Annotated in this window: 7 protein-coding genes, 1 tRNA gene and 2 rRNA genes; 6 read left to right on the top strand and 4 right to left on the bottom strand. The window is 33.7% G+C overall.

Features of this window, described 5'->3' with window-relative positions; genetic code table 11:
* The first annotated feature begins 1,417 nt into the window (after positions 1-1,417).
* The 6 genes from potA to ruvX all read left to right on the top strand — a co-directional run bounded on the left by potA (position 1,418) and on the right by ruvX (position 7,989).
* Entirely contained in the window at positions 1,418-2,548 is a 1,131-nt protein-coding gene (gene potA / locus KTT71_RS02705) for a spermidine/putrescine ABC transporter ATP-binding protein PotA (RefSeq protein WP_216782323.1), read from the top strand.
* Entirely contained in the window at positions 2,541-3,398 is an 858-nt protein-coding gene (gene potB, locus KTT71_RS02700) for a spermidine/putrescine ABC transporter permease PotB (RefSeq protein ID WP_216782322.1), read from the top strand. Before potA ends, potB begins: the two co-directional genes overlap by 8 nt.
* On the top strand, positions 3,398-4,192 hold the full coding sequence (gene potC / locus KTT71_RS02695) for a spermidine/putrescine ABC transporter permease PotC (protein ID WP_216782321.1): 795 nt from the start codon (positions 3,398-3,400) through the stop codon (positions 4,190-4,192). The genes potB and potC overlap by 1 nt, the downstream gene beginning before the upstream one ends.
* Before the next feature lie 162 nt (positions 4,193-4,354).
* A complete protein-coding gene (gene tadA / locus KTT71_RS02690; protein WP_246543826.1) occupies positions 4,355-4,786 on the top strand; it encodes a tRNA adenosine(34) deaminase TadA in 432 nt (143 codons plus the stop codon).
* A 2,214-nt stretch (positions 4,787-7,000) separates the two neighbouring features.
* Positions 7,001-7,564 (top strand): YqgE/AlgH family protein, encoded by a 564-nt coding sequence (locus tag KTT71_RS02685; protein ID WP_216782761.1) that lies wholly within the window; start codon positions 7,001-7,003, stop codon positions 7,562-7,564.
* Positions 7,564-7,989, top strand: a complete 426-nt coding sequence (gene ruvX, locus KTT71_RS02680; protein WP_216782319.1) for a Holliday junction resolvase RuvX — start codon at positions 7,564-7,566, stop codon at positions 7,987-7,989. The genes KTT71_RS02685 and ruvX overlap by 1 nt, the downstream gene beginning before the upstream one ends.
* Positions 7,990-8,959: 970 nt before the next feature.
* On the opposite strand, the gene znuC is transcribed toward ruvX, so the two are convergent.
* From znuC to KTT71_RS02660, 4 genes are all read right to left on the bottom strand, one after another.
* The gene (gene znuC, locus KTT71_RS02675; protein ID WP_216782318.1) at positions 8,960-9,694 is read right to left on the bottom strand and encodes a zinc ABC transporter ATP-binding protein ZnuC; all 735 of its coding nucleotides are present in this window, start codon (positions 9,692-9,694) and stop codon (positions 8,960-8,962) included.
* Positions 9,695-9,904: 210 nt separating this feature from the next.
* Positions 9,905-9,981: transfer RNA gene (locus KTT71_RS02670), tRNA-Asp, on the bottom strand.
* 40 nt (positions 9,982-10,021) lie between these two features.
* Positions 10,022-10,137: ribosomal RNA gene (gene rrf, locus KTT71_RS02665) — 5S ribosomal RNA — on the bottom strand.
* 106 nt (positions 10,138-10,243) lie between these two features.
* A 23S ribosomal RNA gene (locus KTT71_RS02660) occupies positions 10,244-13,151 on the bottom strand.
* Positions 13,152-14,217 lie beyond the last annotated feature (1,066 nt).

Below are 14,217 nucleotides of genomic sequence, written 5' to 3'. Positions count from 1 at the left end.
TCTATTAATCAAGAACTTCTTTAAGTTATTTTGCCTAAGTTTTGGTTAATAAGGAGTAGATTAATTTTAAAGCAAGAAGATTCTAGAGTGACTCTAGATATTTTATTCATATAATTCTAAAAAATATCTATCCTGAAAGTAACTAGGTTTAATATATAATGATACCTTTATTAATCCTCTAAAAAGCTTCTTTTCTTATGGGGCGATATCATAAAATTCATTGTTAATAGTTGCAAGTATATCTTTGATATATATCCAATTTTAAATGGTGTATCAAGATATGAGCGCAGCTTTAAATAGTTTAACACTATTTGTTTATTATATTTAAATTGCGCTCTATTTCACCAATTTTTTCTTTTAAATACGTAGATAAATATTAGGTATTAAGCTGAATTTCCGTATTTACATATTTGAGAGAGACTTAGTTTTAAATATCTTTTTACTGATATTAATCTAGATAAGTAAATGTATCACATATTTTCTGTCAGTCGATATTAATTAAAAAGTTAAACAATTTTTTAGTATTTATGATATTGACTCAATCAAAAATTCTCTGTTACTAATATACTGTGATTCAACTAGAGTAGCGCAGTAAATTGCTATTATAGTTTATTTTCTCTGAAAGATGATTAAAAAATATTTGGTTTTAGTGATTCCTTTTTATACACCTTTTCACTAAAAGATTATTATACTGGCCCGGAATAGATATTTCGATACGACTAGCAAATTTTAATATATTACTAATTTGTAATAAAAAATAAGTATTCTGGTCACTTGCTAGATCTGCAAAATTTATTATCATATTAGTATATTATTAAAATAATTATTTTTAAAAAATTCTATTCTAGAAGATTAAGATATAATAATTTTATTTTTAGACTTTATTTATGCAATATGTCTATATATTTATATAATAAGTTTTGAGAAAACTTTATTACTTATGAGGTAAGATCTTGTTATTGTAGATTTTCTAGATATATTGTATTAGAAAATATTTTATATATTTTACATAAAGACTAGTTTCAAAGCCCTGACAAGAAATATGTAATGATCATAGGAAAAGTATTTTACAATATGTATTATTTTCACAAAACTATTTTGTTTAAGCTGAAATATAATTATAGACAGTAAAATATATTCAGATGTTTTCTGAATTACACTGAACACAGTCTATTATGCTGACCTAAATTTTTGATTAGAGCAGTTGCCCTACAAGATACTCAAAAATCATGAACTTATGCTAAGTTATATAATTATGATAATAGCAAACAAATAAATTTACTTATTATAATATATCTGTAGATATAAATTATTATAATTTTAACTATTCCAAATATAATTTCAATTAGTCTATTTCGCTGGTATTTTCAGTGACTTTTCTATCTATAATAAGCAATAAGATAGAGTAACAAAATCAATGACAGAGATATCCTATCTAGATCACAATTCGGAATCAAAGCCTGTAGTGCGTTTGATAGGCATCAAAAAATCTTTCGATGGAAAAAATATTATCAATGGATTTGATCTTACTATCAATCATGGAGAGTTCTTGACAATTATAGGACCTTCTGGCTGTGGTAAGACAACTGTTTTGCGTCTTATTGCTGGGCTAGAAGAAGTAGATGACGGAAGAGTAATTTTAGATGGTGATGATATAACTCATTTTCCAGCAGAGCATCGCCATGTTAATACCGTATTTCAGAGTTACGCTCTATTTCCTCATATGAGCGTGCTCGAAAATGTAGCCTTCGGGTTACGGATGCAAAAAAGACCAAAGTCTGAAATTTTACCGAGAGCTTTGGAGGCCCTATGCATGGTGCAATTAGAAGATTGCGCACAACGTAAGCCCCACCAACTATCCGGTGGTCAGCAGCAGCGTGTTGCTATTGCGCGTGCTGTAGTAAATAACCCCAAGGTTCTTCTATTAGATGAATCTCTGTCAGGTCTAGATTATAAACTACGCAAGCAGATGCAGAATGAGCTCAAAGCTTTGCAGCGTAATTTGGGAGTCACATTTATTTTTGTTACTCACGATCAGGAAGAAGCGCTAACGATGTCAGATCGTATAGTAGTTATGCGTGCTGGAAAAATAGAACAGGATGGTACGCCGCGTGAAATTTACGAGGATCCTAAAAATCTGTTTGTTGCTAAGTTTATTGGTGAGATTAATGTTTTTCATGCCAAAGTTTTGCATCGTATTGATGAGCACCGTGTCAGAGCCAGTATTGAAGGACGTGATTGCAATATTTACGTTAACGCAGCGATAAAAGTAAGTGCAGGAGATAAGTTAAATGTATTACTACGCCCTGAAGATTTGCGTGTTGAAGAAATGCATTCTAGTGAGAAGTTTGACGGAATCATAGGTTACGTGCGCGAACGTAACTATAAAGGGATGACTCTAGAATCTACCGTTGAACTAGAAAGCGGTAGGATAGTTTTAGTAAGCGAATTTTTTAACGAAGATGATCCTGATGTGGATCATCCATTGAATCAAAAAATGTCGGTGACTTGGGTAGAAAGTTGGGAAGTAGTATTAGCTGATGAATAAATTGCTCAATTATTTTAAAAAAATTTCTATAATCATAGTGCTTGCTTGGTTTGTCCTATTCGTTTTTATTCCTAATTTGATGATTCTTGTAACTAGCTTTATGACTCGTGATGATGCCTCTTTAGTAAAACCGGTGTTTTCTGTAGATAACTACACACGTTTATTTAATCCGTTGTATGCCCAAATATTATTGCACTCGCTAAATATGGCTTTTCTTGCTACATTTTGTTGTTTAATGATAGGTTATCCTTTTGCTTTTATTCTGTCCCGGTTGCCAAATAGAGTGCGTCCTCTTCTACTATTCTTAATCATAGTACCGTTATGGACTAATTCTTTAATTCGCATTTACGGATTAAAAATATTTTTAAGTACACGAGGATATCTTAATGAGTTTCTTATATGGACTGGAATTATAGATATTCCTCTAAGAATCATGTATACGCCTGAAGCGGTTATTCTTGGATTGATTTATATTATGCAGCCTTTTATGGTAATGCCGCTATATTCTAGCATTGAGAAACTTGATCAAGCAGTGCTAGAAGCAGCTCGCGATCTGGGTGCCAGCAAGTTACAGATATTTATAAGAATTATTCTTCCATTAACACTTCCGGGAATTGCCGCAGGCTCATTGCTAGTTATGTTGCCAGCTTTGGGTCTTTTCTACGTTTCAGATCTTCTGGGCGGAGCAAATAACCTATTAATAGGTAGCGTAATAAAAAGTCAGTTCTTAAACATTCTTGATTGGCCTTTTGGTTCAGCTACTAGTATATGCTTAACTCTAGTTATGGGATTTCTACTATATATTTATTATCGTGTTGGAAAATTAATTAACAATAAGGTGGAACTCTAGTGGTAGGACGCCTGTTACGTTTTGGATTTATATTCACAGTCTACGCTTATTTCTATATTCCTATTATTATTTTAATATTCAATTCATTCAATATTTCTCGTTTTGGGACTCAATGGAAGGGATTTACTGTATATTGGTACTCAAAGTTGCTCAACAATGATACACTTCTTCAGGCGGCCGGTAATTCTATTACCATGGCAGTACTTTCTTCTACTTTTGCAACATTTATTGGTACACTAACGGCCATAGCACTCTTCCGTTATAATTTTCGCGGTAAGCCTTTTATTAGTAGCATGCTCTTTGTATTAATGATATCACCAGACATCGTTATGGCAATTTCTTTACTGGTATTTTTTATTGTGATCGGTATTTCTTTGGGTTTTTGGTCTTTATTGTTTTCACATATTACCTTTTGCTTGCCTTTTGTAGTAATCACCGTATATTCTAGGTTGAAATTGTTCGACGTACGTATATTGGAAGCAGCTAAAGATCTCGGAGCTAGCGAAGTAATTATTTTGCGAAAAATAATTTTACCACTTGCTATGCCTGCAGTTATAGCAGGTTGGTTGCTAAGTTTTACTCTTTCAATGGATGATGTCGTGGTTTCCTCATTTGTAAGTGGTCCTACCTATGATGTTCTACCGTTAAAAATTTATTCGATGATTAAAATTGGCGTCTCTCCTGTTGTAAATGCACTTGCAACTATTTTGCTATTTTTATCTCTTATCTTAGTGTTAGGAAGCTATGTTATGCTTCGTGATAGATCAGGACATAGGCGAGGCAAGATTTCATAAATTATGTTACTAACATTAAAATATAAAGGAGCTAGTTTTCTGAGGTATTTATTAAATAATTTGATTATAAATTCATAATAACTGATTTAAATACAAGAGGTTAATGCCCTGAGAAAACGAAATAAAATAAATGATAACTATTGGATGCAGGAAGCATTAATCATGGCAAAACGAGCTTGGAATGAAGGTGAAGTTCCAGTCGGAGCTATTTTGGTGCTGGACTATCAATTGATAGGGCGGGGATGGAATAGCACTATCAATCGCCACGATCCTACCGCGCACGCTGAAATTATAGCCTTGAAGGCGGGTGGGAAAATATTGCATAATTACCGTCTGTTAAATTCTACCCTGTATGTTACGTTGGAACCTTGTGTAATGTGTGCAGGAGCTATGATCCATAGTCGTATTAAGCGTTTAGTTTATGGTGCTAGTAATACAAAAACTGGCGCGGCTTCATCTTTATTTGACATTTTACAGCATCCCAGGCTAAACCATCAGATTGAAATAACTTCAGGAGAAATGGATGAAGAGTGTTCTTATATTTTAAGTGATTTTTTTCGGCAGCTTCGTAAAAGAAATAGAACACGCTTTTAGTATTTGGATATATTAGTGCCTAATTTTCATAAAATATCGTAGCAGTTCAAGACATTTTTCTTGGTCTTAATTTTATTGTACTGTTCATCTAGCATTATGCATAGGGTAATTTTACTAAATGTAGAAAAGATCCTCTGAATTTATACTTATACTATACGCTGTAACTATTAGATAGCTTGCATATCCTTTCTCATGATCTAAATTTATTTGGATATTATACTATTTTAGTTTTAAATGTCTCATTATTTTATAATGAGTTTAGGTAATATCAATGACATTTGATCCCTTTTTCTTTCTAGATGAGATATTTTATTGATGGTACTAAAGCTATAAATAGCCGACATAATTATTTTACTTCTTATATATTTATGATGGTAGTATTTAAAATATTTATTAACATCCTAGTTAATATTATTAGAGATATCCCAGATCTAATTTTAGAGATTTATCTAAAAAAATTTTTTTATATATTTCTCTTTCTATTTCTTGTGTTATTTATGAATTTATTTATTTAAAAAGACTAGAATAAATTTTTGTTGTGCTGAATTTAAGGCTGCGTTTTCTTTTTGAAAAGAAGTTTAATCAAATGCTTATAAAGAATTTTTAGATTATTGATCTAGTTTCTTAGTATATTATAGCTGAGTGGTAAATTTTTTAATATTAATTAATATGGTTATATTTTATTTGTAGTTATTTTTACAAAAATTTTATACATCTAATGATTATATTTAATAATTATAAGATTATTTATTGCAGATTCTCGTCTAATAAATAATCCGATATGCAATATTTTTATAAACTACTCTATTAAGATAATGTTTATATTTTACCGTTTAATCTGATTTTCATTACTAAAACTTATCATAAGTTATAATGTAATTAGATAATATTATCATAATTCTATGCATTATAGTGTCTAACACAGGCACTTATTGAAATAATATAATCAGTCTTTTCTTTTTTAAGATTTGTTATCTCTATAATTTTATGTTCTTAGAAGATATTTTTAAGAAATTTTCTTCTTATATTTACCTTACATAACAAAATAATTCAATATGTAATCTACCATAATAGTATTAACTATTATGGTACTTGCTAGATTATTATGAACTTTTATTATGTTGATACGTATTAGATAGTCTTATCATATATTCTCTGAACTAATATATGTGAGACGTTAGACCACGGATAGTACTTATTGTAACATAAAGAAGAAATGTAAGGCTATAGGCCAATTCTGAGGATATTTAATTTTCTTTAAAATTTTCTTCTGCAATATCTTACCTAGAGAATTTATAATGATATTTTATTGAAAAATAGAAATTAAGAATGTTTATATTAAATTAAAATTAATGCTGTACTTAAGAAAATCTTACACTTTAATATTATCGCATAAATTAATTAGCGTTTTAGTGTACTTCTATTTTTCTTTTAAGACCTGTACTACTCTTACTTGTATTCTATATTGATTGCTTTAATTAGTTATCTACCTTCTTTTGTAGTAATTATCGTGTCATTTCTGTATGCTAATATTACTATTTATATTACTTATAAGTATTACAGTTGTATTTCATAGAATGCATGTTCTATTATCTGCTAGTCGGGAGTCTTGTGTCAATAATTCTACTTTTTGACTTGATAATTTTTCATAAAGATCATTGTGTAGAACTACTATTTTTGCTCTTATATATAATTTTATTTGATGCGATATATTTGATAGAATGCGCTATATAGTCTAGTCATTCGGATATCTATCTCTTATTATATAGCATTAAAGATATTAAATAAAAAGAATTAATGTATTTTTCTTTTTGTAATTAGTATGTTTTACATTATAAATAGTTTCTGTGTTTGCTAATTCATCAACAATTACTCTGATAGAGAAGTTATATTATTAACAGTATGCATATCAATTTAAGTAAGAATTTTTCATACTTTTATTTTAAAAATATAGCTAATACATCATAGATAAGTTAATACTTTTATAGATTACCCTTATTACATAATTAATATATTTAAATTTATTCAATATAGTGATTATGTAATTTTATAAATGTAATTTTCTGCATATATATGTTTAATCTAGTATGTATGTGAGGCTCCTCGGTAATATTGAGGAAATAAATTATTATACTAGAAATGAAAAATAAAACTAGTATTCTCCAGACAGATTTAAGTAGAAATGCAGATAATATAGCGAGTTAACGTAATATGATGAATCTAACGCATCATTTTCTTATAGCAATGCCTTTTATGCAGGATATACGTTTTAAGCGAACTGTGATATATATATGTGAACACAATAAAGAAGGAGCAATGGGATTAGTTATCAATAAGCCCTTAGAGGGACTGACTTTAGAAAAATTATTAAAAAAACTAAAAATTAATCTAGATCAGAGAGACATCAATAATAATTTGGATAAACCAGTTATGTATGGTGGTCCTTTAGCAGAAGATAGAGGTTTTGTATTACATACTCCACAGTTACATTTCGCTTCTAGCGTAGCAATATCTTCTGAATGCATGATGACTACTTCTCGTGATGTCCTAGAAACTTTAGGAACAAAAGATCAGCCAAAAGATGTCTTAGTTTCGCTTGGTTATTGTAGTTGGGATTCTGGTCAGCTAGAACAAGAGTTATTAGATAATTCTTGGCTTACTGTAATGGCCTATAATCAATTGATGTTTCATACTCCTATTGCAGAACGTTGGGTTAATGCTCCCCAAAAACTAGGGATAGATATTCATAAAATGGTTACTTCAATAGGACATTCTTGATGAGAAACGGAACAGTGCTCTCTTTTGATTTTGGGACTAAAAATATTGGTGTTGCAATCGGACACAAAATTACAGGTATAGCACGCCCGCTTGGTTCATTTAAATCTAATCAAAGATCCCCTGAATGGTCCAAAATAAAAAAAATTTTAACAGAGTGGCATCTAGATTTAGTTGTTGTGGGTTTACCACTAAATATAGATGGTACAGAACAACTAATTACTGTTCAGGCGCGAAAATTTGCTAATCGTATTCATGGTCGTTTTGGGATAGAAATTGCTTTACACGATGAGCGCTTTAGTACTGCTGAAGCTCGTTCTCATATTCTTTCTAGAAACAATCGCGGTTATCGTGCTTTAAAGAAAAGCAATATAGATGCAGTTTCAGCAGTTATAATTTTGGAGAGTTGGTTCAGACAGCAGTTATAAAAATTTTAACACAGTATCTAGTCTGATAACATATTATATTAAAGTTATGTGTTCTTTTTATATTTATTTGTTAAGAAACAGATCAAGTGCTAACTAACGTGCTGTTCTATAACAAATAGATATTATTTGGCTTAAAAGTATTAAGAATATTCACTAGCAAAAGTATACAATATATAAAATTATTATATATAACTTAAAATTTTTTCAATCCAAATAAAAGATAAAAATAATTTTTTAATATATTCGTGAACATATATTGCATATGAAGATATTCATATCTAGATTAAAATTATTCTTATTTTTATTGATATAGCTGATATCTCAACTAGCCCTGTTAGGCTATAGTATATCATTGTAGATACTATTAATTTATTTCCTTTTTGAATACTATCCTATTTTAGTAATTTAGTTTTTACTTAAAACTATTAGAACCTCTCTTGATCGCATTCTAGTTAATGACTTATCTGATGATAAGTTTTATGTATCATGAACAATATGTTATTAAATTAGTATGCATGTTTGCTTTGTACATGATACAAATATAGATAAATATATCTTTTTGCTCTGTTGCTATATTGAAGAAATATATCTGTGTAATTTTTGTACTTGAATTGATTTTCAGTAAATAATTTATCTTATATCTAAAAATTATTGAGTACTATGTATTTTGTAATTGTAGTTTTTATTAAAATTATTAGTATTTATACTAGCAGTAGTTTTTTTGAATGACTATACCCTTGTTCCTCATGATAATTATTTTATAATTGTAAAAGATAATCTTAACCCCCTATACTCTATAAGAGTAATCACTTAAGATATATGCATATATTAACTAAATACAGCAGTAATATACTTGCGCGTTGTAATTGCTAGAAAATGTTAACAATAAGTTAAGAAGGGAAATAGAGAAAGGCTACTAAATATTTAGTGAAGTAATAATTGATATAAGTAGGAGCTCTGATAATAAATATTAAGTAATATTATCTCTGCTATTGCTGTGATTGTGACGATAAATAGCTAATTGATCAGCTTTATGATGGCCAAACATTGCAATAAATGCAGGATGCATTGAAACCATATCAGGTGTACCAGAACAGCAAATATGCTGATTAAGGCATAATACTTCATCTGTTTTTGCCATTACTAAATGTAAATCGTGTGAAATCATTAAAATAGAACAATTAATTTCTTGTCTGAATTGATGAATCAAATCGTATAGCGCAAGCTGACCATTAACGTCCACACCTGTCGTAGGTTCATCCAAGATAAGTAAGGCCGGCTTATTTAGCAAGGCCCGTGTTAGTAAAATGCGTTGATTTTCTCCACCCGATAGCTTTTGCATTGGTAGATTTAGAAGATGTTCTGCATGAACCCGCTTTAAAGCGGGCAGAATATCTTCTTTTCTTACATTAGAATGTAGAGACATAAATCTTCTAACCGTTAGCGGTAGGGCAGAGTTTAGATGAAATTTCTGTGGGACATATCCAATAGTTAAATTATTTGCGATAGTAATAGAACCAGCTGTTGGCTTAATTAATCCTAATACTACACGTACTAGAGTTGATTTGCCGGCGCCATTTGGTCCTAGAATAGTAATAATTCGTCCCGGTCTGAGTTCAAGTGATATATGAGCAAGTACATTACGATCATTAAAATTTACGGTAATGTCTTGGAGGGATATTAAGATATTATTTTTATTTAACATTTTATATTGCTTATTAGGTGCAATATCTTGAGAGAGATACTATTATACTTCTTGCAAGATAGTATCTTATAAAATATATTATTAGAATCTAAATTATTGAAGTTATGAGGGCTATTTTGATAATTGATTTTTTAGATAGTCATTTATTTATATTATTTTTTAGTGGAAGATAATTAATTAGATATAAAATATTATTGTATTGCAAATGAGTGGCGGAACGGACGGGGCTTGAACCCGTGACCCCCTGCGTGACAGGCAGGTATTCTAACCAACTGAACTACCGCTCCACCTATTTGCTTTCTGCTATATGCTTTGTGTTAATGTGAAACTTGGCAGTTTCCTACTCTCGCATGGGGAGACCCCACACTACCATCGGCGCTACAGTGTTTCACTTCTGAGTTCGGCATGGGTTCAGGTGGGACCACTGCGCTATAGCCGCCAAGCAAATTTGTTGATTAACTAGCTTATGTAATATAGCTAGTTAATTTTATTTGCTAAATAAGCTGAAATTTAATATTAGTCTCTCAATCAAAACATCTTGGGTGTTGTGAGGTTAAGCCTCACGGATCATTAGTACTGGTTAGCTCAACATATTGCTACGCTTACACACCCAGCCTATCAACGTCTTAGTCTTAAACGTTCCTTTAGGAGACTCAAGGTCTCAGGGAAGACTCATCTTGAGGCAAGTTTCGTGCTTAGATGCTTTCAGCGCTTATCTTTTCCGCATATAGCTACCGGGCAATGCCATTGGCATGACAACCCGAACACCAGTGATGCGTCCACTCCGGTCCTCTCGTACTAGGAGTAGCCCCTCTCAATCTTCCAACGCCCACGGCAGATAGGGACCGAACTGTCTCACGACGTTCTAAACCCAGCTCGCGTACCACTTTAAATGGCGAACAGCCATACCCTTGGGACTTACTGCAGCCCCAGGATGTGATGAGCCGACATCGAGGTGCCAAACACCGCCGTCGATATGAACTCTTGGGCGGTATCAGCCTGTTATCCCCGGAGTACCTTTTATCCGTTGAGCGATGGCCCTTCCATTCAGAACCACCGGATCACTATGACCTACTTTCGTACCTGCTTGAGCAGTCACTCTCGCAGTCAAGCTAGCTTATGCCATTGCACTAACCTCACGATTTCCGACCGTGATTAGCTAACCTTCGTGCTCCTCCGTTACTCTTTAGGAGGAGACCGCCCCAGTCAAACTACCCACCAGACACTGTCCTCGATCCCGGTTAGGGACCGGAGTTAGAATATCAAACGTTAAAGGGTGGTATTTCAAGGCTGGATCCATGCAGACTGGCGTCTACACTTCAAATCCTCCCACCTATCCTACACATCAATGTTCAATATTCAGTGTCAAGCTATAGTAAAGGTTCACGGGGTCTTTCCGTCTTGCCGCGGGTACGCTGCATCTTCACAGCGAGTTCAATTTCACTGAGTCTCGGGTGGAGACAGCCTAGCCATCATTACGCCATTCGTGCAGGTCGGAACTTACCCGACAAGGAATTTCGCTACCTTAGGACCGTTATAGTTACGGCCGCCGTTTACTGGGGCTTCGATCAAGAGCTTTGCCTTGCGGCTGACCCCATCAATTAACCTTCCAGCACCGGGCAGGCGTCACACCGTATACGTCCACTTTCGTGTTTGCACAGTGCTGTGTTTTTATTAAACAGTTGCAGCCAGCTGGTATCTGCGACTGGCTTCAGCTTCATTCGCAAGGAATTGCACTTACATGCCAGCGTGCCTTCTCCCGAAGTTACGGCACCATTTTGCCTAGTTCCTTCACCCGAGTTCTCTCAAGCGCCTTGGTATTCTCTACCTGACCACCTGTGTCGGTTTGGGGTACGATTTCATGTTACCTAGAGCTTAGAGGCTTTTCTTGGAAGTTTGGCATAAACTACTTCATCACCGTAATGATTCGTTATCACGCCTCAAGGTTGATGAGAGAACGGATTTGCCAATTCTGACCCCCTACACGCTTAAACCAGGACAACCGTCGCCTGGATAGCCTAGCCTTCTTCGTCCCCCCTTCGCAGTAACACAAAGTACAGGAATATTAACCTGTTGTCCATCGACTACGCCTTTCGGCCTCGCCTTAGGGGTCGACTTACCCTGCCTCGATTAACGTTGGACAGGAACCCTTAGTCTTCCGGCGAGCAGGTTTTTAACCTGCTTTATCGTTACTTATGTCAGCATTCGCACTTCTGATACCTCCAGTAACTCTTACGAGCTACCTTCACAGGCTTACAGAACGCTCCCCTACCCAACAAACACTTAGTGTTGTTGCCGCAGCTTCGGTGCATAGTTTAGCCCCGTTACATCTTCCGCGCAGGCCGACTCGACCAGTGAGCTATTACGCTTTCTTTAAAGGATGGCTGCTTCTAAGCCAACATCCTGGCTGTTTATGCCTTCCCACATCGTTTCCCACTTAACTATGACTTTGGGACCTTAGCTGGCGGTCTGGGTTGTTTCCCTCTTCACGACGGACGTTAGCACCCGCCGTGTGTCTCCCGTGATAACATTCTTTAGTATTCGTAGTTTGCATCGAGTTGGTAAGTCGGGATGACCCCCTAGTCGAAACAGTGCTCTACCCCCAAAGATGAGTTCACGAGGCGCTACCTAAATAGCTTTCGGGGAGAACCAGCTATCTCCCGGTTTGATTGGCCTTTCACCCCTAGCCACAAGTCATCCGCTAATTTTTCAACATTAGTCGGTTCGGTCCTCCAGTTAGTGTTACCTAATCTTCAACCTGCTCATGGCTAGATCACCGGGTTTCGGGTCTATACCTTGCAACTAGACGCCCAGTTAAGACTCGGTTTCCCTACGGCTCCCCTATGCGGTTAACCTTGCTACAAAATATAAGTCGCTGACCCATTATACAAAAGGTACGCAGTCACACCACAAGGGCGCTACCACTGCTTGTACGTACACGGTTTCAGGTTCTATTTCACTCCCCTCGCCGGGGTTCTTTTCGCCTTTCCCTCACGGTACTGGTTCACTATCGGTCAGTCAGGAGTATTTAGCCTTAGAGGATGGTCCCCCTATCTTCAGACAGGATATCACGTGTCCCGCCCTACTCATTGAACTCACAACGCATGCATTTTAAAGTACGGGGCTATCACCCTGTATCGCAAAACTTTCCATTTTTTTCCTCTTACATATGCGTTGATTAAGGTTCTGGGCTGTTCCCTGTTCGCTCGCCACTACTAAGGGAATCTCGGTTGATTTCTTTTCCTCAGGGTACTTAGATGTTTCAGTTCCCCTGGTTTGCCTCGTTAAGCTATTGATTTACTTAATGATAGCGCAATAAATTGCACTGGGTTTCCCCATTCGGAAATCGTCGGTTATAACGCTTTATATCAGCTTGCCGACGCTTATCGCAGATTAACACGTCCTTCATCGCCTCTGACTGCCTAGGCATCCACCGTGTACGCTTATTCACTTAACCTCACAACCCGAAGATGTCTCTTTGTAAATATAATATTTCGGGATAACCTTCAAAATTGTAAAAAATTGAGGACTGCTTTATATAGACTTTATTTAGTAGTCTATATAACTTTTAAGTTCAGCTTTCCATATTGTTAAAAGAGCGATATCTTAGACTTAATTTAAGATATTTTTAGGGATGACATTTTTACTTTATTTTATATCTTTTTAAAAATACGCCTTAGTTTTAATAAGGATTAACAGCTTTCTACTAGAATATGTCTAGTCATTGTATTAGAGAATCTCATTAAAATTTTTATAATTTTTAAGTTTATCAAGAATGCATTAGAGATTAAATTATATTAGGTCAGTTGAATACTTGTATATAATTTTATTAATCGCAATAAATAATAGTTTAATGAATTGTAAGAAGATACTGATTAACTCTAACCTAGACATAATAAGCCTTTTTTTTTTGAAGTCAAGATATAATTTTAGGATTTTTGTCTATAAGATTTTTGGATATTCTAGTTAATTGCAGTATCTTCTGCCGATAGAGAAGATTATTAATTTTTATAGGTTCACAATTCTTTTAAAATTCTATTGTGGTAATCATTAGAAAGCTGATTCAGTTATAAGATACATGAATTGAGTAATCAAATTCATCATCAATATAATAGGGTTACATTTATTAGATGACTAATGTTATTACCATTTCTCATGAAATAACGCTATAATTCAGACGTTACATCTCTCCTAAATAATCAAACTTTAATTAATTCAGGTAAAGCATTTATTATTGCAGACACTTTGATACAAAGGTCTTGTATTTTCTGTAATATCGTAAAAATATGAACGTCACTACCTATGTTTTCATAAAAGTTATGCATCATATAAGAAGATTACATTATGTTTATTGACATGTTCTTAAGAAGTCAACAATAGTAATTATCTATAATACTTGTTGGGATAATGTTAATTTGAAGTAAGCATAAATTTTAACTGTAGCTTTTAATAACTTATTATACTCGAATAACTTCATGACTAAATATATCTTAGATACTGAAGTATTCTAATATCTGATAAAA

This window comes from Candidatus Profftia tarda (assembly GCF_904848675.1).
In the GTDB taxonomy this organism is placed as follows: domain Bacteria; phylum Pseudomonadota; class Gammaproteobacteria; order Enterobacterales; family Enterobacteriaceae; genus Profftia; species Profftia tarda.
This window is presented reverse-complemented; position numbering and strand designations above follow the sequence as displayed.